Raw genomic sequence first — 22,916 nt, 5'->3', positions numbered from 1 at the left:
CGCATCACTCAGCCCCAACAGCACCCACAGGCTGCAACACCGCCATCCTGTGGGGCATCACCTGCAGATAAAAATTGCTCAACACCACCAGCCCATGCGCTCCACGCCAGGGCGGGAGCCCTCTACTGAAGGCACTGTTGCATTGCCCCATCCACCGACGCTCCCTCAAGCGCCACTCACGGCCTTCCCAAGTCAGCGCACTGACAGGACATTGCGCCTACCTGGGTCAGGACAACAGGACATAAAAAAACCCACTGGCACGGAGTGCCAGTGGGTTCGGGGGCATCGGCATGCAGGGCTCAAAGCCCTGCAGCGCCAGCAACCGTCAGATCTTTTGCGACGACATGAAGGTGTCGTAACGGGCTTCGGCGAAGCGGAACCAAAGGATCTGGTCACGCTGGAATGAGCGCATAGCCGCGTAGATCTTCTTCCACTCTGGGCTCTTGGCATCGTTCTCGGCAAATACTTCCATCGAGGCCTTGAACGAAGCATCCATCACCGCTTGCGAGAAAGGCAGCACCTTGGTCTTGGCAGCCACCAGTTGCTTGAGCGCAGTGGGGTTCAGTGCGTCGTACTTGGCCAGCATGTCATTGTGGGCCACAGCAGATGCAGCTTCGATGATGGCCTGGAATTCAGACGACACGCCTTCAAAGGCCTTCTTGTTGATGAAGAAATCCACCTCAGGACCGCCTTCCCACCAGCCTGGGTAGTAGTAGAAGGGAGCCACCTTGTTAAAGCCCAGCTTCTGGTCATCGTAGGGACCAATCCACTCAGCTGCATCGATCGTGCCCTTTTCGAGCGACTGGTAAATTTCGCCGCCAGGAATGCTTTGGGGCACAGCACCCAGCTTCTGCATCACTTCGCCCACCAGGCCGCCACCCAGGCGCATCTTCAGGCCCTTGAAGTCTGCGGGGGTCTTGATTTCCTTACGGAACCAGCCACCCATCTGCGTGCCGGTGTTGCCGCCCGCAAAGCTGACCATGTTGTAGCCGCCATAGAACTCGTTCATGAGTTTGCGGCCACCGCCGTGCAACATCCACGCATCCATCTGGCGCGCATTGAAGCCAAAGGGAATCGCCGAGCCCAGCGCGAAGGCGGGGTTCTTACCGTAGAAGTAGTAAGGCACCGAGTGGCACATTTCCACCGTGCCTTGCTGCACACCGTCCACAACGCCGAAGGGAGGCATCAGTTCGCCACCTGCATGCACGGAGATTTCAAACTTGCCGCCCGACATGGCCTTGACGGCCTTGGCAAACACGTCTGCGCCACCGAAGATGGTGTCCAGCGACTTAGGGAAGCTGGAAGCCAGGCGCCAGCGAACGGCCGCTTGCGCGTGGACAGCGGGCGCAGCACCTGCGGCCAGCACGCCGGCAATGCCTGCGCGCTTGATGATGGAACGACGATCCATGAGGTTCTCTCCGATATTTGATTGCAAAACCCAGCATGCACGCGCGGTACGCAGCCGTGCCGAGGACTTGTTTCAGCCGCATTCATTGTAGGAATATGGCCACCCCAGGCTTTGGGGGTTTTCCCGCGAAAAAGCCCCTGCTGCGAGGGGCGTTCAGGGTTCTGCAAGCAAGCTGGCGCCGCGCTGTCAGGGCGCTGCAGAAAAGGGCGCACTAAGCGCATCCCAGGCACAAAAAAAGAGGCCTGATGAACGGCCCCTTTCCAGATGACCCAGGGGGTAGAACAAGGCGCTCAGCCCCAGGGTCGCAAGGCTCCCGTCAGAAGAACCGCTTTTCGATCGCGGCGCGAATCCCCGCAGCGTCCAGGCCTTGCAACGACAGCAGCTTGGCCGGGTCGCCGTGTTCGATGAACACGTCGGGCAGGCCCAGTTGCAGCACGGGCAGTGTGATGCCAGCGGCATTGAGCGCCTCGGTCACGGCGCTGCCTGCACCGCCCATGATGGAGCCCTCTTCCAGCGTGACGAGCGCATCGTGGCGCGAGGCCACGTCCAGCAGCAAGTCCACATCCACCGGCTTGGCCCAGCGCATGTTGACCACGGTGGCATCCAGCACTTCGGCGGCTTCCAGCGCGGGGTACAGCAAGGTGCCAAACGCCAGAATGGCGATGCGCGGTGGGTTGCCTGCGGCCAGGCCCGAGCGCTCGCGGCGTACCTCGCCCTTGCCAAAGGGCAGCCCCTCCAGCGTGGCCAGGGGGGCCACACCCGCGCCACTGCCACGGGGGTAGCGCACGGCCACCGGGTGGTCTTGCTCAAAAGCGCTGCTGAGCAGCTGGCGGCATTCGCGTTCGTCGGCCGGGCAGGCCATGCTCATGTTGGGAATGCAGCGCACGAACGGGATGTCGTACGCCCCCGCATGCGTGGCACCGTCGGCGCCCACCAGGCCCGCGCGGTCCAACGCAAACACCACAGGCAGGTTTTGCAACGCCACGTCGTGGATGAGCTGGTCGTAGCCGCGCTGCAAGAAGGTGGAGTAGATGGCCACCACGGGCTTGACGCCTTCGCAGGCCATGCCTGCGGCAAAGGTCACCGCGTGCTGCTCGGCAATACCCACGTCGTAGTAGCGATCGGGAAAGCGTTTTTCAAACTCGACCATGCCCGAGCCTTCGCGCATGGCGGGGGTGATGCCTACCAGGCGCTCATCTTGCGCGGCCATGTCGCACAGCCACTGGCCAAACACCTGGGTGAAGGTCTGCTTGGGTGCGGACGTGCTTTTGACCAAGCCCACGGCGGGGTCGAACTTGCCAGGGCCGTGGTAGGCCACAGGGTCGGCCTCGGCCAGCTTGTAGCCCTGGCCCTTTTTGGTGACCACGTGCAGGAACTGCGGGCCTTTGAGGCCCTTGATGTTCTCGAGCGTGGGGATGAGCGAATCCAGGTCGTGCCCGTCGATGGGGCCGATGTAGTTGAAGCCGAACTTCTCGAACAGCGTAGCGGGCACCACCATGCCCTTGGCCTGCTGCTCAAAGCGCTTGGCCAGCTCCAGCAGCGGAGGCACGGGGCGCAGCACGGTCTTGCCCACGTTCTTGGCGGCGGCGTAGAACTGGCCGCTCATCAGCTGCGCCAAGTACCGGTTAAGTGCGCCCACGGGGGGGCTGATGCTCATATCGTTGTCGTTGAGGATGACAAGCAGGTTGGCATCGGTCACGCCGCCGTTGTTCAGGGCTTCAAAGGCCATGCCCGCCGTCATGGCTCCGTCGCCAATGATGGCCACCGCACGGCGGCTTTCGCCCTTGCGCTTGGCCGCCATGGCCATGCCCAGTGCGGCAGAAATGCTGGTGCTGGAGTGCGCAGTGCCAAAGGTGTCGTAGGGGCTTTCGGCCCGCTGAGGGAAACCCGAGATACCCCCCAGCTGGCGCAAGGTGGCCATGCGGTCGCGCCGCCCGGTCAGGATTTTGTGAGGATAGGTCTGGTGGCCCACATCCCACACCAGCCGGTCCTCGGGGGTGTTGAAAACGTGGTGCAGGGCCACGGTGAGCTCTACGGTGCCCAGGTTGGAGCTAAGGTGCCCGCCGGTTTGCGACACGCTCTCCAGCACAAAGCCGCGCAATTCCGTGGCCAGCACCTTGAGGTCTGCCCGTGACAGCTTGCGCACATCCGCCGGGTCGTTGATGGTTTGCAGCAGGGGGAAGGAGGTCGTGGCCATTTACTATTATTTTGATAGCTGCTAGCGCTTTATTTATAAGCACTAGGGGCTGATTGAATACATATTCCAGGCGACATGCAGGGTGGGCCGCAGCGTCGCCCGGTCAGTGCGATCGGCGCACCACCATGTCGGCCAGAGCCGCCAGGGCACGCACATCGGGCAAACCACTGTCTGCCAGCGCTGCATGGGCGGCGGCCAGCAGCTCGCTGGCGTAGGCCTGCGCTGCAGCCAGCCCTAACAGCGACACATAGGTGGGCTTGTCGCTGGCAGCGTCCTTGCCTGCCGTTTTGCCCAGTGTGGCCGAGTCGGCAATCACGTCCAGGATATCGTCGACCACCTGAAACGCCAGCCCCACGGCTGCACCGTAGGCTTGCAAGGCCGCTTTGGCCTGGGGCGGCACGCAGGCGCAGGCGGCGCCCATCATGACGCTGCCCTCCAGCAAAGCTCCGGTCTTGAGGCGGTGCATCTCGCGCAGTTGGTCTTCGGTCAACGCCAGCCCCACGCTGGCCAAGTCAATCGCCTGCCCACCAGCCATGCCGGCAGAGCCAGCCGCATGCGCCAGTTGGCGGCACAGGCTGGCCTGCACAGCACCCGGAATGCGCTCATCGTCAGGGGTGAGCAGCTCAAAGGCAAAAGCCTGCAGCGCATCGCCCGCCAGCAGGGCCTGGGCCTCGCCAAACTGCACATGCACCGTGGGCTTGCCACGGCGCAGCACGTCGTTGTCCATGCAGGGCATGTCGTCGTGCACCAGCGAGTAAGCGTGGATCAACTCCACCGCGCAGGCTGCGCGCAAGGCGGCTTCGTCGGCACCGCTGCGCTCGGCAGCGCCCCAAGTGCTCTGGCGCGCACTGAGTGCGGCCTCGTACGCAGCCATCACCAGCAGCGGACGCAGGCGTTTGCCGCCGTCCAGCACGGCGTAGCGCATGGCATCGCCCAGTCCGGCCGGGGCACCCTGCCCCACCCAGCGCGACAGGGCCTGCTCCACGCACTCCAGGTGTTCGCGGCTCCAGCTTCCCAGGTCCCACGCGGCGCTCATTCTTGCCCCCAAGCTTGCAGGCTGCCTTCGTCCAGCACCTTGATCTGGTCTTGCACCGCATCAAGCCGCTTGCGGCAAAACGCCAGCAGCACAGCGCCGCGCTGGTAGCCCGCCAGCATCTGGTCCAGGGGCATCTGGCCCGATTCGATGCGGGTGACCAATTGCTCCAGCTCTTCCAGCGCAGCTTCGTAGCTGGCGGGCTCTTGGGGCAGTTCGGTCTTGGGGGTGGCCTTGGGCATGGGCTTGTGGGCAGTGCGCGCAGATGAAAACGGGCGATTTTAGGCGCAGCCTCCACACCGAGACAGACTACAGGGCCGTTTATTGCAAATCACGGCCCGCCACGCCATCGCAAAAACTGCCAAGACCCTGTCCTCGATCAATTCTCAATACACGTAAGGGGGCTGCGGGAATAACCCCACCGCCTATAATCCCATTCCCGTCAAGCCGGCTACCCACCCTAGCCGGTTTCTTTTTTTCCCAGATGCGCATTCTGCGCACCTCCCGCACTTTCTCCCTGTGGGGAGTCTTTAGGTCAGGTCACCCATGTCTGATTTAAGTCTTCAACTGCAGCAGGCCGCGAGCCAACTACCAGTTTCAAGCTACTTTGACGATGCGCTGCTCCAGCGCGAGCTGGACACCATCTTCCAGCGCGGGCCCCGCTATCTGGGGCACCAATTGTCTGTGCCCAATGCGGGCGACTATTACGCACTGCCCCAGGAGGGCGAGGGCCGCGCACTGGTGCGCAACGCCCAGGGCGGGATTGAACTCATCTCCAACGTGTGCCGCCACCGCCAGGCGGTCATGCTCAAGGGCAAGGGGTCGCTGAACACCCAGCAAAAAGGCAGCGCGGGCGGCAACATCGTGTGCCCGCTGCACCGCTGGACCTACAGCCCCAAGGGCGAGCTGCTGGGCGCGCCGCATTTTGCGCACGACCCCTGCCTGAACCTCAACAACTACAAGCTGCACGAATGGAACGGTCTTCTGTTTGAAGACAACGGCTACGACGTGGCCGCAGACCTGGCACAAATGGGCCCGCAGGCCGACCTGAGCTTTGAGGGCTATGTGCTGGACCATGTGGAGCTGCACGAGTGCAACTACAACTGGAAGACCTTCATCGAGGTCTATCTGGAGGACTACCACGTCGGCCCCTTCCACCCCGGCTTGGGCAGCTTCGTCACCTGCGACGACCTGCGCTGGGAGTTTGGCAAGAACTACTCGGTGCAGACCGTGGGCGTGGCCAACCGCCTGGGCAAGGCCGGCAGCCCCGTGTATGAGCGCTGGCACGAAGCCCTGCTGGCCTACCGCAATGGCGAGCCGCCCAAGCACGGCGCCATCTGGCTCACGCTGTACCCGCACATCATGGTGGAGTGGTACCCGCATGTGCTCACCGTGTCCACGCTGCACCCCATCAGCCCGACCAAGACACTGAACATGGTGGAGTTCTATTACCCCGAAGAAATCGCAGCGTTCGAGCGCGAATTCGTCGAGGCGCAGAAGGCCGCCTACATGGAGACTTGCATCGAGGACGACGAGATCGGCGAGCGCATGGATGCGGGCCGCAAGGCCTTGCTGGAACGCGGCGACAACGAGGTCGGCCCCTACCAGAGCCCCATGGAAGACGGCATGCAGCACTTTCACGAGTGGTACCGCCAGACCATGGGCGATGCGGGCCCCAAGGGCTGAGACAACGCCTTCGGCACAAAGCCCTGAATACGATGGCAAAACAGCGCCAATAGAACGGACGGCTGTGAATTGCTCTCATTAGAATAGCTGCCAGCGCTGGATCAACCAGCCTTGGCGGCTATTTTTACTTCAACCCTCTGAACAGGTTCACCCTCGATGCAAGCCCTCTGGATGGTGTTGGCCGCTTTCCTTTTTGCCAGCATGGGGGTGTGCGTGAAGATGGCATCGGCCCACTTCAACGCGGCAGAGTTGGTGTGCTATCGGGGCTTCATCGGCATCGCCATCCTGTGGCTGCTCGCCCGCTCGCAACGGGTGTCCCTGGCCACCCAATACCCTGGCATGCACGCCTGGCGCAGCCTGGTGGGCGTGGTGTCTTTGGGGGCGTGGTTCTACTCCATCGGCAAATTGCCCCTGGCCACGGCCATGACGCTCAACTACATGAGCAGCGTGTGGATTGCCGCATTTCTGGTGGGCGGCGCACTGATTGCATGGCGCCCCTCAGCCACCTCCCCACGGCCCGCCTTTCAGGGCTCGCTGGTGGTCACGGTGCTCACCGGGTTCGTTGGCGTCGTGCTCATGCTGCGCCCCAGCCTGGACCAAAACCAGGCGTTCGCCGGGCTCATTGGCCTCATCTCTGGCATGACGGCCGCCTTCGCCTACATGCAGGTGATGGCGTTGTCGCGCCTGGGCGAGCCTGAGTCGCGCACGGTCTTTTACTTTGCCGTGGGGTCTGCCGCCGCCGGGGGGCTGGCTTTGCTGTTCACCGGCACCTCGGCCTGGCCAGGTTGGCCCGCCCTGTGGCTGCTGCCCATTGGCGTGCTGGCTGCAGGTGGCCAGCTGTGCATGACGCGCGCCTACGCCACCGCCAAAACCCCACGCGGCACGCTGGTGGTGGCCAACCTGCAGTATTCGGGCATTGTGTTTGCCGCCATCTACAGCGTGGTGCTGTTCAATGACCAGATCCCAACCATTGGATGGGTGGGAATGGTGTTGATTGTGGGCAGCGGTATCGTGGCGACCGTGCTGCGTGCGCGTGCCGCCCCCGACAGCCCAGCGGAAGAACATTAGGAGCGGCTAACAAAACTCAGCGAAGCGGTGATGGCCAGGCGCTGCGTCGCAGGCAGTACGAGTAGTACGACAAGACGCAGCAACGACGCCAAAAGAGTTTTATTTGCCGCTTTAAAGTGCCACCCATGGAGCCTTTGCCAATGACCTACACCACCCTCATCACCCCCACCGAATTGCAAGCCCTGCAGGCCAGCGGCCAGCCGTTGATGGTGTTTGACTGCAGCTTTGAGCTGATGCAGCCATCGGCCGGGGCGCAAGCGTTTGCGCAGGCGCACATCCCCGGCGCGGTGTACGCCGACCTGGACAAGCACCTGAGCGCCAAGCACGGCACCCCGGGCGCCCACGGCACCATGGTGGCCCAAGAGGCAGACCAGCCCGCCTCTGGCGGGCGCCACCCCCTGCCCAGCCGCGAACGCTTTGCGACGTGGCTGTCGAGCGTGGGCTTTGCCAATGGCATGCAGGCCGTGGTGTACGACCGCAACGGCGCCAACTACTGCGGGCGCCTGTGGTGGATGCTCAAGTGGGCGGGCCACGATGCCGTGGCCGTGCTCGACGGCGGCCTGCAAGCCTGGCAAGCCGAAGGCGGCGCAGTGGCCAGCGGCGACGAGCCCAGCCATTTTCAAAGCCACTTTGTACTAAAGGAGCCTCTGCGCCGCCTGGTCACAGCCACTGAGGTGCTACAAAACCTGCAGCAACCTGGGCAGACCGTGGTGGACGCACGGGGTGCGCCGCGCTACCGGGGCGAGGTGGAACCGCTGGACCCGGTGGCGGGCCACATTCCGGGTGCGCTGAACCGGCCCTTTGGCGACAACCTGGGGCCTGACGGCCGCTTCAAGCCTGCCGCCGTGCTGCGTGCGGAGTTTGAAACGCTGCTGGCAGGCCGCGCGCCAGGCTCTGTGGTGCACCAGTGCGGCAGCGGCGTGAGCGCGGTGCCCAATGTGCTGGCCATGGAAGTCGCCGGACTCGGAAAAACATCACTTTTTGCGGGCAGCTGGAGCGAGTGGTGCAGTGATTCCACCCGCCCTGTTGAACGCGGATAAACACACCGGACATGGTTGCAACAAGTTGTTAGCAGCACGCATTTACCTGGGGAGAAGGCCTTCTGGCCTTAGGTTCGTGTAAGGCAAATTCCTACAAAGCCCACCCCTAAACCAGACACGCAGCACAGTCAAAAACGGACTTAATTTTTGATTGGGGCGGTTTCACAATCCATTTCAACGGATCACGCAAAACATGCAAGCCGCATGCAACGCAAGACCCGGGACTGGAAAAAAGGAAGCCGCCATGACCAACGAACAAATCCTCGCCGAAATCCGCGAAGCCAACCTCACTTACCTGATGCTGGCCCAGAACCTGATTCGCCAGGACAAGGCCGAAGCCGTGTTCCGCTTGGGCATGAACGAAGAAGCCGCTGACATTCTGGCCTCGCTGTCTGCCGCCCAGGTGCTCAAGCTGGCTTCACGCAACACGCTGCTGTGCAGCTTCCGTGTGGACGACAACCTGGTGTGGAGCTTGCTGACCAACCACACGGCCAAGAAGGTGGGCAACGAAGCCACCAACACCTTGCACGCCAACATCCTCATGGCCAGCCGCGTGTCGGAAGTGCTCTGAGCACTGACTACCGCCGCTTCTGCCCCCAGCCCCTCACGAAAGCCCGCCATGTCCGCACCCGCCGCCACCGTCAAAAGCGTACTGAATGAATCCAAGCAGATCGAACGCGCTGCCATGCTCATCCAGATGGGTGCCCGCATGCAGGTATTGGAGTCGGAAACCACGCTGTCTTACGAGCGCCTGATCCGCCTGTACAAAGAAATCGCTGGCAAGTCGCCCTCCAAGGGCCAGTTGCCCTTCTCCACCGACTGGTTTCTGACCTGGCAAGAAAACATCCACAGCTCGCTGTTCCTGAACATCTACGAATACCTGTCCAAGGGCGTGGACCTGGACGCTGTGGAACTGCTGACCAAGGCCTATCGCCTGTACAACGAGCAAGTGGCCACCGCCGAGATCGAGCCCCTGCTGTCTTTCACCCGCGCCTGGCGCCTGGTGAAGTTTGTGGACGCAGGCATGCTCACGCGCACCAAGTGCAGCCAGTGCAGCGGCCAGTTTGTGACCGAGTTGTATGAAAACCGCCATTTCACCTGCGGCCTGTGCAACCCCCCTGCTCGCGCAGGCAAGAGCAAGACGGCTGGCGCCTTGATGCTGCACTGAAACGCACGCATTCTTTCCAATAAAAATAGCTGCTAACGCTTGATTTACAATCGTTAGCAGCTATTATTTTTATAGCGCACTATTGTACAAAGCAGGGCAATCGCATCTAAACCCTGATGCCCAGGACATGTGCCAGATAGCCCACATCCCAGCCAGCGCGCTTGCGCTTTGCCTGCACACCCACCTTCACCGACGTGTCACTCTTGAGCAACTGCAGCGCCATGCGCCGCAGCAGCGTCTGGTTGTGCTGTCCCTGGTCTTTATAGGACTGCGCCGCATCCTCGCGCATCGCCACATCCAGACTCCAGTGCAACTGGTTCTCCACCGCCCAGTGCGAACGGATACTGTGCGCCAGCACCCGTGCAGGCGTGTGCACTGGCAAGCTGCTCAGGTAGTAGCTGACTTCTTCGCTGGCCTCGCCTCCTGTTTGTTGGCGCTGGCGCGTGACTTGCACCACGCTGGCCAGCCCCGGCCAGTGCACTGCCGCTCGCTGCAATGCCTCGGGCACGGGGCTGAGCCGGTAGCTGCGCAGCTCCTGGCGCCCATGGCCGCTTGAGCGCTCGGTGTAGGTGTTCTCATCGGGCGGCTCTTGGCTCGCCTGCACTTCAAAGTGCTTTTGAACCACTGCGTGCATGTGCCGCTGGTTGCCTTTGAGGGACAGAACATAAGCCGCACCATGCTCGTGAAGCTGCTGGGCGATGCTCTTTTGGCAGCCGATGGCATCGATGGTGACGATGCAGCCTTTGAGGTGCAGCAGCCTGAGCAACTCGGGGATGGCGGTGATCTCGTTGCTCTTGCCGTCAACCTTGCACTGGCCCAGTAGCAATCCCATGTCTGCAGCCCAGGCGCTGACCATGTGCAGTGGCCTGCGAGCGTCCCCTTTGCTGCTGCCGCGCACGCTTTTACCGTCAATCGCCACTGTGCCGTATACCCGGCCCGCCACTTGGGCCAGCCACTGTTGGCAGGCCAGCTCCAGTTGCTTGGCGTCAAGCAGGCGAAACACTCGCGCGAAGGTGTCGTGCGAGGCAATGCCTGAGGGCAGCGGAACGAAACGAATGAACCAGTCGTGGAGCAACTCGCCGAACTCGGCTACTTCCACCCAGTTGTCTGCGCCTGCGATGGTTGCGCACAGCGCTATGGCCAGGATGGATTGGAGTTCATGGCGACGCGTGCGCTCTAGGCGCGGGTCGGGGATGACTTGCAGGTGCTGCAGCAGGGTCACGGGAGCGTTGGTTGGGTGATCACACGCTGCAGTTTCGCCGCAAATAGCTGCATCTATTTAGATGCGATTGCCCTGTTGTACAAAGAGATGCTCCAGGTGCTCGCATGGCATCAGCCCCAGCAGCACCGGGCCACCCATCCACCCCGTCAGTAGCGCAACGCTCCGTTGGCCAGCAGCACGCGCACGTTGTCTTCCATGGGCAGCGAATAATCGTGCGCCGCCACCACGGCATTGCCCGCCGGGGTGACCAGCTTCAGGCTGATGTACAGCGCGGTGGCAGACGCAGCATAGGTGCCCACCACCACGGCCTGCGCATCGTGGCTTTGGCTGACCTCTCGCACCTCGCGCGACAGCAGCAACTCACCCTGCTCACGCTGCAGCGCCACGCTGTCGCGCAGCTTCAGCTCCACCACGCGCAGTCCCCGCTGCACCATGCGCCCCGCGATCTGTTCTGAAAAAATGCGCCCCAGGCGCGACGACTCTGTGACCCGGTCCACATTGACCAAGGTGCCCACCATGATGGGGTGCTGCGCGTCCAGCGGCGCCTGCGCCAGCAAGGCATCCACCGCCCGGTGGTTGGCCTCGATCAGGTTGGTGGGAAACCACACCGCCCCCGGCCTGTCGTCGTAGTAAAAGCTGCTGCATGCAGACAAGCCCCCCACGGTGAGTGCGGTGGCGACCACCCGGGCCGTGCTGAGGAAATGTCGGCGATTCATGGCTTAGCGCTCAAGGTTTGCTCGGAAGGTTGCGGGGGGATCAATACGGAGTCAAAGGCACAACTGTATTTGTATTGGTAGGCGCCACCACGCGCCAGCTCTTGAGGGGCACGGGCTGCGCAGGCGGCGTCGGCTCTTTGGCTTGGTACAGCACAGCATCGGCGTCTTCGATGTAGTACACGTCGGCGGTGCGGGCCAGGTAGCGGTCAGCGTTCTCCAGCGACGTGGTGATCAACACCTCGGTGCGTGTCGGGCCTCCGCTGGCTCCCCCTTCGGTGAGGTAGCTGGTGGCATCGGCCAGCAGCGCCATCGCGCCCAGGCTGCCCGCCACCGAGGCTGCGGCGGGCGGCGCATGCACCAGGTCACGCGCCACGGCAATGCCCAGGGCCAGCCGGGTCACCGGCATCGGGGCACGGTTCAGGTTCATGGTGGGTGCCGGGTGCTGCACCACCTGTGTCTCTACCACCAGTTGCACGCCAGAAGGCTGGGTAGACAACGCCACGCCACGGTCCAGCAAGCGGGTGCTCAGCAGCTTGCGAAAGCCCTGATTAAAGGACGCATCGCTCACGGTGGAGACATGGATGGGGTACTCCCCTGGCGGCCATTGGCGGATTTTGTCGGCAATGCGCCCCGCCACATCGTCGGCCAGCACATCCCAGTGGTGCACCGCACGCGCCTTCTTTTGGTCGCTGGCAGGGTAGTTGTCGGCCCGTGGCACATCCAGCGAGGAACAACCCGCCAGCGCCAAGGTGGCGGTAAGTGCCAGCAAGGGGCGCCAGCTCCAGTGGTGTGCGCACAGGAAGTTCATAAAGCAGCAATCGTTCAAGTCAGGCCTGAGGGAATCGTAGCGCCAAGCCCCCAGGCCCATTGGCCGAATAAGGAGGGAGAAAGCCGCCAGACACGCCAGACGCACGTTGCGGTATCACATTCAGCGCAGCTTTCCGGAAGACAAATTTCGGCAAATATGATACAAATGGCGATGCTTTTCAAATTGCTCGCAGATTACAAACAGCTTTGGGCGGGCATCAGCAGCATGTACCAGGACGAGGATGCGCAGGCCGGGAAAATCCGGGCCGAGCACCTCAGCGCCGTGATGCGGCTCACCCCCTATGCCATGGCCGCCAATGTGGGCAGCGCGTTGCTGGTGTTGTGGGCACTGCACCGCCAGCATGGGCCCGGCCTGTACTTGTGGTTCCTGGCCCTGGTGGCCGTCGCTGTGGCCGCAGTTCACCGCTGGGCGCAGCGCCAGGGCAAGCCTTTGCACACGGCTTCAGTGCACGCCGTCAGGCGTGCAACGCTGCAGGCCAGTGCGCTGGCCTGCTTGTGGTCTTTGCTGCCCATTTGTTGGTTCTCTACTGCATCCCCAGGCCAACAGCTGGTCATTGCCACGCTGTTCACGGGCATGTTGAGCGCTGGCACCTTTGTTCTGAACCCTCTGCCCAAGGCCAGCGTGGCCTACGCCTGCATCTTTTCAGCGGCGGCGTGGTGGGCCCTGTGGAGTTCCTCCGACCCCATGATGGCGAGTGTTGCTGTGCTGCTCGGGTTTTACGCTCCTATGAACGTGGTGGGTGCGCTCTCAACCTGGCGCAAAGCCACGGCTTTGCTCATCTCACGCAGCGAGGCCCTTCGGCAAGAACAATTGCTCGCCGTGATGTTCCAAGACTTTGAGCAAAGCGCCAACGAGGCGCTGTGGGAAATCGGCGCCGATGGAAGACTGGCCCAAACATCCGCACGGCTGAGCAGCTTGCTGCGACTGCCAAACGGGCATGCGACAGACATCGCCTTGCCCCAGTGGATTGCGCAGCACTGCACGTCGGATCCAACAGCATTTGCCCAGGCCTTGCACAAGCAGGCCCCTTTCCACAGTTTGCCCATCGCCCTGAATGTGAACGGAGAGCCATTTCACTTGGCCTTCACTGGCAAACCCATCAAGGACGAATGGGGCCATATCTACGGCTGGCGGGGTGTGGCGGCGGACAAGACGTCCATCGTGCAGGCGCAAGAGCAACTGGAGAGATTGGCCCACAGCGACTCGCTGACCCAGTTGGCCAATCGCTTCTTCATGCACCACGCCATCGCCCAGGAGATGCGCGCCCATCGGCATGGGGCCCTGTTGCTGATTGATCTGGACTATTTCAAATCCATCAATGACAGCCTGGGACATTCTGTGGGCGACGCGGTGCTGCAGAAAGTGGCCCAGCGCCTGCAATCCATCACAGGGGCAGAGCATCTGGTGGCTCGGCTCGGGGGTGACGAATTCGCTGTGCTGCTGCGGCACAGCCCTGAAGCAGCAGACTTTTTGCCCTATGTCCAAGAACAAGCGCACGCTTTGGTGAATGCACTGAACCAGCCACTGCCTGTAGATGGAAGGCGCCTGCGCATTGGCGCCAGCGTTGGCGTCGCACTTTTTGAGCCAGGCGCCACCGATGTCGATGCACTGCTGGTGCAAGCCGACACGGCGCTGTACGAAGCCAAAGACCAGGGACGCGGCAGGTACACGGCCTACACACTGCAAATGGGCGAGAGAACCCAGCGCAACGCCCGGCTGGAAAACGACCTGCGCGAGGCCATTCAACGACAGGAGCTGAGCCTGCATTGGCAGCCGCTGATCGATATCGAGTCAGGCGAAATCGCCGGCGTAGAGGCGTTGCTGCGCTGGCAACATCCGACGCTGGGGCCCATCTGCCCTGCAGAATTCATCGCGATCGCAGAGCAGTCAGGCGCCATTGACGCACTGGGCGACTGGGTGCTGCGCAACGCCTGCGAGGCAGCCGTAAGAGAGCCTGCCCTGGCAGGGCTGGACATTTCCATCAATGTGTCCACCCTGCAACTGCGCGAGGCCGACTTCGTTTCCCAGGTGCAGGCCGTCCTTGAACGCTCGGGCCTTCCCCCACAGCGATTGGCACTGGAAATCACGGAATCCATCTTTATCGAGGATGCGCCCAGAGCACTGCAGCAGCTGCACGAACTGCAAGCGCTGGGTGTACGCATTGCACTGGACGACTTTGGCACAGGCTACTCGTCCCTGAGCTATCTGAGCCAGTTCCCTTTTCACACCCTCAAGATCGATCGCAGCTTTGTCCAAAAAGCCGTTGAGCAAACCAGCGGCCAGACCATTGTGAGGAGCATCGTGCAAATGGCATCGGCACTGGGCATGCGCACAGTGGCCGAGGGCGTGGAGACGCAGGCCCAGTGGGCCATGCTCAGCAGCATGGGCGCGACACAGGCCCAGGGCTATCTGCTCTCACGGCCCTGCACGCTGCAGGGGTTGCAACAGTTCAGAGGTCAATGGCGAGCGAGCGAGCACCAAGCGGCACCATCAGCCCCCACTTGAAGCCCCCATAGCCCCTATTCAATGCTCATTGAATCCAAGGCTTCACGCGCCACTCAAACTCCGCCAAGTGCCGCAGGCCAGGCCGAGCACAAAACAATCAGCCCACGTGGGCCAAAGACCTACGTGGGCTGCAAGGTGCTAGCGCATGGAATCAGGTGGGCTGTGCGCCGGCTCAACCGGCACCGCCTCACTCACTGGCGTCGCTGCGGCAGCTGGCGCATGGCCAGCAACCCCAACAAGGCGGCCATCAAGATCAGCGCCCACTCAGACAAGGTTGGAATGCTCGCTGGTGTGAGCACCGCAATGGGTGTGCTGGCAGAAGCAGAGTTGTTGGTGGGGTCGGTATCACCCACGGCATCGACCAACGCCGTGTTGACCAGCGGGCTGGCCCCCGTGTAGGGCGTGTTCAAACGCGCGTTGATGTTGAACACCACCGAAGCGCCCACGGCCAGCGTGCCGACAGGACAGGTGACCGTGCCCGAAGCCTCCAGGCAACCTGGCGCCGAGACAAAGGACAAGCCTGCGGGCAGCACGTCCTGCATCTGGGCACTGGTGCTGACCTGGGGGCCGTTGTTGCGCACGGTGACGATGTAGTTCACCAGATCACCCGCCTTCACAGGGCTGGTCGGCCCTGTCTTGGTGATGCCAAGGTCTGTGGGCAGGGCCGCCGCATTGCGCCGTGCCGTGGTCGACTCATCCACCGAATTGTTGAGTGTCTGGGTTTCGGTTTCGTCCACAGACACCGTGGCGCGATTGAAGGCCGTGCCGCTGGTGGCACCCAGCTGGGTCAAGGTCTGGGCCCGCATCTTGTAGGTCACCGTTGCCGATTGCCCGGCATCCAGCCCCGCAAACGTGCAGCGCAGCACGCCACTCGTCACACCAATTGTGGGCTGGGTGCAGGAGCCCCCGTTGCTCACCGTGAGCGCGCCTTCGTAGCTGAAGGTGGCCGTGGGTGTGGAGCCAGGCGCCGGGAAAGTATCCACCACGACGGGATTCGTCGCATAGGACGGGCCACTGTTGGTGATGGTGACCGTGTAGGTCGTTTCGTCACCCAGGTTCACCGGGTCTGAACTGTCGGTCTTGTTGATCAACACGTCCAACTGCGCGGGAGTCACCGGGGTGGTGGTGGTGGCCGAGTTGTTGGCGGTGTTGTCTTCAGCGGTTGTGGTGGTTACCGCAACCGCGTTCACCAAATTGCCTCCGACGGCAGACAGCAGCGGACGCACTTTGTAGGTGACAGTTTGCTGAGAACCCGTGTTAATGCTGCCCCAGGTGCAACTGAGCGTTCCACCCACGGCCCCAACGGTCGGCGTCGTGCAGGAACCAGAACCAGAAGCCGTTGCGCTGATGAAGGTCGCGTTGGTCGGCAGCGTGTCCACAAGGTTGACAGCTTGAGCGGTCGAGGGGCCGTCGTTTGTCACGGTGGCCACATAAGTCAGCGGCGCGCCGGCCGGGATAGTGGTAGGACTGGCGGACTTGGCCACCCGAATGTCTACCTTGGCAGTGACGGTGCTGGTGACCGAGTTGCTGTTGTTGCTGCGGTTCGGATCGCCCACATCCAGTGACGTCACGGACGCTGCGTTGGTGCGATTGCCGGTGGTTGCAATGCTGGGGCGAACCACCACCGTCACCGTGGCCATTGCGCCGGAGGTCATGTCCCCAAGATCACACACCAGGTTTTGCAAGTTGCCGTTGCGGGGCGCCGTGGGCGAGCAAGAGCCTTGCGAAGCAACAATCGACTGCAAGCCTCCTGTGCTCACCAAGCTGCTCAACGTATCGGTTACGCGCACATTGGTCGAAGTTGCCGGGCCGTTGTTGCGGACAGTGATCACATAGGTGAGATCGCTCCCCGCTGCCACAGTGGTGGGAGTTGCGGTTTTAGAGACGACCTCCAGATCAGCCTCGGTTGCGGTGGAGGAAACGGAAGCAGTGCTGCAGTTGTTGCCAGCGGCGTTGTCCACTGGGCCCGCGCCACTCAGTGCGACGCAAGCCGTGTTGGAACGTGCACCCGCCGTGGGTTGGGTCGCGCTCAAGGTAATGGTCGGCGCGCTGGCATTCACAGCCAGAGGCCCTGGGCGCGTACAGCTGACTGCTGCGCCATCCACAGGGAAACCGCTGCTGGGCGAGCAGGTCCAGCCTGAGCCCGAAGGCATCGCTGTGAGTGACACCCCTGCAGGCAGCGTGTCGGTCACGGTAATGGTCTGCCCCGCAGCGATGGCCAAAGGCCCCAGATTCTGTGCCACCAGCGAGTAGGTATAGCCTTGGTTGGGCACCACCGGGCTCAGGCTGGCCGTCTTGATCAAACGCAGGTCCGCGTCGTTGGTCGAGGTGATGTTGGCGCTAGCGGAGTTGTTAGCCGGATTGCTGTCTGTCTCAGGAATCGAGACAGTCGCAGTGTTGCTGAACGCCCCCACGGTCGTGGCCGTTGCCACCAGCGTAATCACCGGCATATTGGTGAAATTGCCGCCCGTGTAAGGGCCTGGGCGTGTGCAAGTCACAACTTGCCCTGCAGCACCGCAACTCCAACCAGTGCCGGTGGCAGAGACATAGTTCAAGCCGGCTGGCAGGGTGTCCGTCACCGTGATGATGCCGGTACCCGATGCACCCGGAGCCTCGCCCCCTTCATGGCGGGGTGTGATGGTGTACGTCACGTCGCTGCCCTGCGCCACATTGGTGGGCGATGCACTGATAGCGACCGACACGTCCGATCCCGACGTAGAGGTCACAGTGACGGTCGCAGTGTTGTTTGCCATGTCGCTGTCGGGCATCGCAGACGCATCCGCCTTGGAGGCTGCCGCACTGAACGATGCGGTCACCGCGCCCGCCACATTGGCCACGGCCTGGATGGTCAGGTTAGCCGATGCTGCGCCGTTGGCCAGGCTGCCAGAGCGCGTGCAGGTGATAGAGCCCGAGCTGAGCGGATAGCCGCCAGAGGGCGTGCAGCTCCAGCCGGAACCGGTTGGCGTGCTGGTAATGGAAGAGCCCGTGGGCACTGCAAATGTCACCGTAACGGCACCACCCGCAGGCACGTCGTCCGGCCCTTGGTTGGCCACCCCGACGGTGTAGCTGTAACCCTGACCTGCGGCCACATTGGCGGAGGAGGAAGCGGCAGTCACGGCAAGGTTGGAAGCCGCCAGCGCCGTCGTATTCTGGACGCTGTTGGTGTTGTTGCTGCTGTTCGAATCCGCCGTCGTGGCACCTGACGTTACCCGGTTGGTGTACACGCCAGCGACCGGCAAGCGCACCCGAACCGTGACGGTTTCAGAGCTTGTAAAAGCAATGTCACCAATAGAGCAGTTGACAACCCCACCGGAGGGAGCGGCACAGCTGCCCTTCGTGGTATTCACATCGACAAAGGTGGCGCCCGAAGGAAGTGTGTCGGCCAGCGTCACACCCTGCGCAAGGTTGGGGCCGTTGTTGTCCAGACGCAATGTGTAAGTGAAAACACCACCCGCTGGACCCGGGTCTGGCGAATCCGAATGGTTGACAACAATGTCCGCAGATTGCGCCAACGCCAGCGCAGGCATCCACACCGCGCACAGCGCCAAGGCCTTGGCCCCGGAGCGCATTCGCGCCCATCTCCCTTGCAAATGTGTCATGAGTTCCCCTCTGAAGTCCAAACAACTCTCTTGTGAGTCGCGGATTCTAGGGAGCCTCAAAAATATCAATTGCAAACTAAAGTCAACAGGGAAAACGCAAAAGTCAACCTACTGTTAACTGAAACAAAGTACAAACAATTACAATTCAATAAAACAAAAGAATGTGCTTCATAAGCCTTTAAAACAATAATAGGCAGCTATCTTTTTCGAAGCAAAAGCATTCACCAATTGCAAACAATGCTGTACGGTCAGACACAATCTTTCTCAAAGGGTGGGGGGATTGCAACACTCCAGATGCATGCCAGCCGAAGTCAGCGAATCCACGCTTACTCTTGCTGAATTCGCATGAATGAAGGCAGAAGATGCCACCGCATGGTGTGAAGGACCACAGCGTCCATTGGCCAAAAAAAGCGGGCCCTGGGCCCGCTTAGTTCTGCAAGCTGTGCCTTGCACACAGCAACTGAGCACACACAGCTTCAACCCGTATTCCGCAACCCTGCGGCAATGCCGTTGATGGAGATGTGAATACCGGTCTGCACCCGCTCATCGCCCTGCCCGGCACGCCAGCGGCGTACCAGCTCGACCTGCAGATGGTGGAGCGGATCGATATACGGGAAGCGGTGCTTGATGGAGCGCGCCAGCGCCGTGTTGTGCGTCAGGCGCTGCTTGTCGCCCGTGATGCGGGTCAGCGCCTCGGCCGTGCGCTGCCATTCGGCCTCAATGGCGGTGAACACCTTCTTGCGCAGGCGCGCATCCGTCACCAGCTCGCTGTAGCGCGAAGCCAGGGCCAGGTCGCTTTTGGCCAGCACCATGTCCATGTTGGACAGCAGGGTGCGGAAAAACGGCCACTGGCGGTACATCTTCTGCAGCAGGGCCAACTGGGCTTTGGGGTCCTTGCCTTCGGTGTTGATGAAGGCTTCCACCGCAGAGCCAAAGCCGAACCAGCCGGGCAGCGTGAGGCGGCACTGCCCCCAGCTGAAGCCCCAGGGGATGGCGCGCAGGTCCTCGATCTTCTGGCTGGCCTTGCGCGATGCGGGGCGCGAGCCGATGTTGAGTTCGGCGATCTCGCGGATGGGCGTGGAGTTGAAGAAGTAATCGGTAAAGCCAGGCGTTTCGTACACCAACGCACGGTAGCTGCCCATGCTGGCCAGCGAGAGCTGCGCGGCGGCGTCCAAAAAGGCCTTGGTCGCAGGCTTGGTGGGCTGCAGCAACGTGGCTTCGAGCGTGGCGGCCACCAGGGTTTCGAGGTTGCGGCGGCCGATCTCGGGGTTGGCGTATTTGGAGGCAATGACCTCGCCCTGCTCGGTCAGGCGGATCTGGCCGCGCACGGTGCCGGGGGGCTGGGCCAGGATGGCCTGGTAGCTGGGGCCACCGCCCCGGCCCACAGTGCCGCCACGGCCATGGAACATGCGCAGCTGGATGCCATGGCTGGTGGCCAGCTCATCGAACAGCTCCACCAGCGCGATCTCAGCACGGTACAGCTCCCAGTTGCTGGTGAAGATGCCGCCGTCCTTGTTGCTGTCGCTGTAGCCGAGCATGATGTCCTGCTCGCCGCCACTGCGCTGCACCAGCGCGGCCACGCCGGGCAGGCTGTAGAACTCGCGCATGATGGGCGCTGCGTTGCGCAGGTCTTCGATGGTCTCGAACAGGGGCACCACGATGAGGTGGTTCTTCGACTCGGCATCGAGTGTGCCGTTCATCAAGCCCACTTCCTTTTGCAACAGCAGCACTTCGAGCAGGTCGCTCACCGTTTCGGTGTGGCTGATGATGTAGTGGCGGATGGCCTCGTGGCCGAAGCGCTCGCGCATCACGCGGGCGGTTTCAAAGATGGCCAGCTCGCCCTGGGCGTGGGCGGAATATTCGGCACCCACCACGCGCAGGGGGCGCGCGTCGTTGAGCAGCTTGATCAGCAACGCGCGCTTGGCGGCCTCTTGCAGGCTGGCGTAGTTCGGTTCGATGCGCGCCTTGGCCAGCAGCTCGGCCACCACTTCTTCGTGTTTGTCGGAGCTTTGGCGCAGGTCCACCGTGGCCAGGTGGAAGCCAAACACCTGCACGGCGCGGATCAGAGGGTGCAGGCGCTCGGCAGCCAGGGCTTCGCCATGGTGGGCCTTCAATGACGCCTCAATCACCCGCAGGTCGGCCAAAAACTCCTCCGCACTGGCGTAGGCGTTTTGCGGCACCACGGCATGGCGTGCGGCCTCGCCACCGGTCAAGTCCTTGAGCGATGCCGCCAACCGCGCATAGATACCCGTGAGCGCCCGGCGGTAAGGCTCGTCCACACGGTGCTCGTTGGTATCGGGCGAGCGCAGTGCCAGGGCCTCCATCTCGGCCGACACCTGCACCAGGCGGGCCGACAGCGACAACTCGCCCCCCAGGTAGTGCACTTCGGTCAGGTAGTGGCGCAGGGCCACTTCGGCCTGGCGGCCCAAGGCGTATTGCAGGGTCTGCGCGGTGACGTTGGGGTTGCCGTCGCGGTCGCCCCCAATCCACTGGCCCATGCGCAAAAAGCTGTGCACGGGGTACTGGCCCAGTTCAGCTTCCAGGTCGGCATAGATCTTGGGGATCTCGCGCAAGAAGGTGGCTTCGTAATAAGAGAGAGCGTTCTCGATCTCGTCGGCCACGGTCAACTTGCTGTAACGCAGCAGGCGGGTTTGCCACAACTGGGCCACGCGGGCGCGCAGCAGGGCCTCGTTGGCGGCCAGTTCGCGCGGCGTGAGCGCATCCTTGGCACTGTTATAGAGCTGGGCGCGCACCTGGATGTCGTCCCGCGTCGCGAGCAATTGCGCAATGTCGCGCTCGGCGTCGAGGATGCTCTTGCGCTGCACCTCGGTGGGGTGGGCGGTGAGCACCGGTGCCACGTAGCTACTGGCCAGGGTCTGCGCAATCGCCTTAGGGGCAATGCCCGCCCAGCGCAGGCGCGACAGGGCCACTTCGATGCTGCCCTCTTGCGTGTCGCCCGCGCGCTCGTGCACGGCACGGCGGCGGATGTGGTGGCGGTCTTCGGCCAGGTTGGCCAGGTGGCTGAAATAGGTGAAGGCGCGGATCACGCTCACCGTCTGGTCGCCCGACAAGGACTTGAGCAGCTTCTTGAGCGCGCGGTCGGCCTCCTGGTCGGCATCGCGGCGAAAAGCCACCGAGAGCTTGCGCACCTGCTCGACCAACTCATAGGCATCGACCCCCTCTTGCTCGCGGATCACGTCGCCCAAAATACGCCCCAGCAGGCGAATATCGTCAATCAGGGGCTGGTCCTTGTCGGATCGTTTCATGCGCGAGGGTCTCCGGAGATTGAAAAGAGGCGCCTCGCCAGCGCCACCCCCACAAGGGACACGCGCCAGATCAAGGTCACCGATGCGGGCGCATGCTAGCATCGCCCGCCGCTGAATGATTACAAACAGGTTACGAACTTGAGCCCCCAAAAAGACGCCCCCCACGCTCCGCCGCTTCGCGGGTCGCTGCCCCCCCAAGGGGGGAGCCTTTCGCCTTGGGGCGGCCCGGCGGCGAAAGCCCCCTCCACCATCGTCATCGCAACCCGCGAAAGCCGCCTGGCGCTGTGGCAGGCAGAGCATGTGCAAGCCCTCTTGCGCGCGCGGGGCCACCAAGTTGAGCTGCTGGGTATGACCACCAAGGGCGACCAGATCCTCGACCGCTCGCTCAGCAAGGTGGGCGGCAAGGGCCTGTTTGTGAAAGAGCTGGAAGTGGCGCTGGAAGAAGGCCGCGCACACATTGCCGTGCACTCGCTCAAGGACGTGCCCATGGAGCTGCCCGAAGGCTTTGCCCTGGCCTGCGTGATGGAACGCGAAGACCCCCGCGATGCCTTTGTCTCCCCCCGCTACGCCAGCTTGGACGAATTGCCCCAGGGCGCTGTGGTGGGCACCTCCAGCCTGCGCCGCCAGGTGCTGCTGCAGGCTCTGCGGCCCGACCTGAAGATTGAACCCCTGCGTGGCAACCTGGACACCCGCCTGCGCAAGCTGGACGAAGGCCAGTACGACGCCATTGTGCTGGCAGCAGCAGGCCTCAAACGGCTGGAACTGGGTGCGCGCATCCGCGCCACGTTCGAACCCACCGCCATGCTGCCCGCAGCCGGCCAGGGCGCCCTGGGCATTGAAGTGCGCAGTGACCGGCAAGACCTGATCAACGCCCTGGCCCCCCTAGCCCACCAGCCCACCTGGCTGACCGTGACCGCCGAGCGCGCAGTGAGCCGCGCCATGGGCGGCAGCTGCTCCATGCCCTTGGCAGCACATGGCACCCTGACAGGCGACACCCTGCAACTGGATGCAGCCTGGGGCGACACCGAAGGCCAAGCCCCACTGGTGCGCGCCAGCGCCACCGCCCGGGTAACCACGCTGGCCGAAGCCGATGCCCTGGGCCTGGCCATTGCCCAGCGACTGCGCGACGGTGGAGCCCAAGGCGCCACGCCCCATGCAACGGCCTGAAGCCCGCAGGCC

Annotated in this window: 16 protein-coding genes; 7 read left to right on the top strand and 9 right to left on the bottom strand. The window is 62.8% G+C overall.

All coding sequences use genetic code 11. From position 1 onward, the window contains the following. Nucleotides 1–325: 325 nt before the first annotated feature. From CLU86_RS04275 to xseB, 4 genes are all read right to left on the bottom strand, one after another. Nucleotides 326–1,408, bottom strand: coding sequence for a TRAP transporter substrate-binding protein (locus CLU86_RS04275; protein ID WP_099740753.1), 1,083 nt, complete (start codon nt 1,406–1,408; stop codon nt 326–328). A 316-nt stretch (nt 1,409–1,724) separates the two neighbouring features. Continuing rightward, nucleotides 1,725–3,605, bottom strand: a complete 1,881-nt coding sequence (gene dxs, locus CLU86_RS04270; protein WP_099740752.1) for a 1-deoxy-D-xylulose-5-phosphate synthase — start codon at nt 3,603–3,605, stop codon at nt 1,725–1,727. 103 nt (nt 3,606–3,708) lie between these two features. Next, complete coding sequence (locus CLU86_RS04265) at nt 3,709–4,641, bottom strand: polyprenyl synthetase family protein (RefSeq protein WP_099740751.1); 933 nt, start codon at nt 4,639–4,641, stop codon at nt 3,709–3,711. Continuing rightward, entirely contained in the window at nt 4,638–4,880 is a 243-nt protein-coding gene (gene xseB, locus CLU86_RS04260; protein ID WP_099740750.1) for an exodeoxyribonuclease VII small subunit, read from the bottom strand. The genes CLU86_RS04265 and xseB overlap by 4 nt, the downstream gene beginning before the upstream one ends. Nucleotides 4,881–5,184: 304 nt before the next feature. On the opposite strand from xseB, the gene CLU86_RS04255 reads away from it, so the two are divergent. From CLU86_RS04255 to flhC, 5 genes are all read left to right on the top strand, one after another. Next, on the top strand, nt 5,185–6,324 hold the full coding sequence (locus tag CLU86_RS04255) for an aromatic ring-hydroxylating dioxygenase subunit alpha (RefSeq protein ID WP_099740749.1): 1,140 nt from the start codon (nt 5,185–5,187) through the stop codon (nt 6,322–6,324). 156 nt (nt 6,325–6,480) lie between these two features. Then, nucleotides 6,481–7,392 (top strand): DMT family transporter, encoded by a 912-nt coding sequence (locus CLU86_RS04250; RefSeq protein ID WP_099654993.1) that lies wholly within the window; start codon nt 6,481–6,483, stop codon nt 7,390–7,392. Between the two features lie 140 nt (nt 7,393–7,532). Beyond that, nucleotides 7,533–8,432, top strand: coding sequence for a sulfurtransferase (locus tag CLU86_RS04245; protein ID WP_099740748.1), 900 nt, complete (start codon nt 7,533–7,535; stop codon nt 8,430–8,432). A gap of 244 nt (nt 8,433–8,676) precedes the next feature. Beyond that, the gene (gene flhD, locus CLU86_RS04240; RefSeq protein ID WP_099654991.1) at nt 8,677–9,003 is read left to right on the top strand and encodes a flagellar transcriptional regulator FlhD; all 327 of its coding nucleotides are present in this window, start codon (nt 8,677–8,679) and stop codon (nt 9,001–9,003) included. 48 nt (nt 9,004–9,051) lie between these two features. After that, on the top strand, nt 9,052–9,600 hold the full coding sequence (gene flhC, locus CLU86_RS04235; protein WP_099654990.1) for a flagellar transcriptional regulator FlhC: 549 nt from the start codon (nt 9,052–9,054) through the stop codon (nt 9,598–9,600). A gap of 106 nt (nt 9,601–9,706) precedes the next feature. Here the strand turns inward: flhC and CLU86_RS04230 are convergent, their stop codons facing one another. From CLU86_RS04230 to CLU86_RS04220, 3 genes are all read right to left on the bottom strand, one after another. Then, on the bottom strand, nt 9,707–10,822 hold the full coding sequence (locus tag CLU86_RS04230) for an ISAs1 family transposase (RefSeq protein WP_099740747.1): 1,116 nt from the start codon (nt 10,820–10,822) through the stop codon (nt 9,707–9,709). A 146-nt stretch (nt 10,823–10,968) separates the two neighbouring features. Continuing rightward, nucleotides 10,969–11,538 (bottom strand): FlgO family outer membrane protein, encoded by a 570-nt coding sequence (locus tag CLU86_RS04225; protein ID WP_158236307.1) that lies wholly within the window; start codon nt 11,536–11,538, stop codon nt 10,969–10,971. A 40-nt stretch (nt 11,539–11,578) separates the two neighbouring features. Then, nucleotides 11,579–12,346: a hypothetical protein gene (locus tag CLU86_RS04220; RefSeq protein ID WP_099743267.1), complete on the bottom strand. Its 768-nt coding sequence runs from the start codon at nt 12,344–12,346 to the stop codon at nt 11,579–11,581. 171 nt (nt 12,347–12,517) lie between these two features. On the opposite strand from CLU86_RS04220, the gene CLU86_RS04215 reads away from it, so the two are divergent. Continuing rightward, the gene (locus tag CLU86_RS04215; protein ID WP_158236306.1) at nt 12,518–14,872 is read left to right on the top strand and encodes a bifunctional diguanylate cyclase/phosphodiesterase; all 2,355 of its coding nucleotides are present in this window, start codon (nt 12,518–12,520) and stop codon (nt 14,870–14,872) included. Nucleotides 14,873–15,063: 191 nt separating this feature from the next. Here the strand turns inward: CLU86_RS04215 and CLU86_RS04210 are convergent, their stop codons facing one another. Together CLU86_RS04210 and ppc are read right to left on the bottom strand one after the other, a co-directional pair. Next, the gene (locus CLU86_RS04210; RefSeq protein WP_233194776.1) at nt 15,064–18,441 is read right to left on the bottom strand and encodes an IPTL-CTERM sorting domain-containing protein; all 3,378 of its coding nucleotides are present in this window, start codon (nt 18,439–18,441) and stop codon (nt 15,064–15,066) included. Nucleotides 18,442–18,947: 506 nt separating this feature from the next. Continuing rightward, nucleotides 18,948–21,737, bottom strand: a complete 2,790-nt coding sequence (gene ppc / locus CLU86_RS04205) for a phosphoenolpyruvate carboxylase (protein ID WP_099740745.1) — start codon at nt 21,735–21,737, stop codon at nt 18,948–18,950. 249 nt (nt 21,738–21,986) lie between these two features. Between ppc and hemC the strand changes: the two genes are divergently transcribed. Next, entirely contained in the window at nt 21,987–22,904 is a 918-nt protein-coding gene (gene hemC, locus CLU86_RS04195) for a hydroxymethylbilane synthase (protein ID WP_099743264.1), read from the top strand. Nucleotides 22,905–22,916 lie beyond the last annotated feature (12 nt).

It is taken from the genome of Acidovorax sp. 62 (assembly GCF_002754495.1).
Taxonomy (GTDB): Bacteria; Pseudomonadota; Gammaproteobacteria; order Burkholderiales; family Burkholderiaceae_C; genus Acidovorax.
Note: the sequence above shows the minus strand (reverse complement) of the source record. Positions and strands in the feature narration are given on the sequence as shown.

Bases quoted from the DNA above. Each gene is read 5' to 3' on its own strand.
- CLU86_RS04275 (WP_099740753.1), bottom strand. From the start codon at position 1,408: ATGGATCGTCGTTCCATCATCAAGCGCGCAGGCATTGCCGGCGTGCTG.
- dxs (WP_099740752.1), bottom strand. From the start codon at position 3,605: ATGGCCACGACCTCCTTCCCCCTGCTGCAAACCATCAACGACCCGGCG.
- CLU86_RS04265 (WP_099740751.1), bottom strand. From the start codon at position 4,641: ATGAGCGCCGCGTGGGACCTGGGAAGCTGGAGCCGCGAACACCTGGAG.
- xseB (WP_099740750.1), bottom strand. From the start codon at position 4,880: ATGCCCAAGGCCACCCCCAAGACCGAACTGCCCCAAGAGCCCGCCAGC.
- CLU86_RS04255 (WP_099740749.1), top strand. From the start codon at position 5,185: ATGTCTGATTTAAGTCTTCAACTGCAGCAGGCCGCGAGCCAACTACCA.
- CLU86_RS04250 (WP_099654993.1), top strand. From the start codon at position 6,481: ATGCAAGCCCTCTGGATGGTGTTGGCCGCTTTCCTTTTTGCCAGCATG.
- CLU86_RS04245 (WP_099740748.1), top strand. From the start codon at position 7,533: ATGACCTACACCACCCTCATCACCCCCACCGAATTGCAAGCCCTGCAG.
- flhD (WP_099654991.1), top strand. From the start codon at position 8,677: ATGACCAACGAACAAATCCTCGCCGAAATCCGCGAAGCCAACCTCACT.
- flhC (WP_099654990.1), top strand. From the start codon at position 9,052: ATGTCCGCACCCGCCGCCACCGTCAAAAGCGTACTGAATGAATCCAAG.
- CLU86_RS04225 (WP_158236307.1), bottom strand. From the start codon at position 11,538: ATGAATCGCCGACATTTCCTCAGCACGGCCCGGGTGGTCGCCACCGCA.
- CLU86_RS04220 (WP_099743267.1), bottom strand. From the start codon at position 12,346: ATGAACTTCCTGTGCGCACACCACTGGAGCTGGCGCCCCTTGCTGGCA.
- CLU86_RS04215 (WP_158236306.1), top strand. From the start codon at position 12,518: ATGCTTTTCAAATTGCTCGCAGATTACAAACAGCTTTGGGCGGGCATC.
- CLU86_RS04210 (WP_233194776.1), bottom strand. From the start codon at position 18,441: ATGCGCTCCGGGGCCAAGGCCTTGGCGCTGTGCGCGGTGTGGATGCCT.
- ppc (WP_099740745.1), bottom strand. From the start codon at position 21,737: ATGAAACGATCCGACAAGGACCAGCCCCTGATTGACGATATTCGCCTG.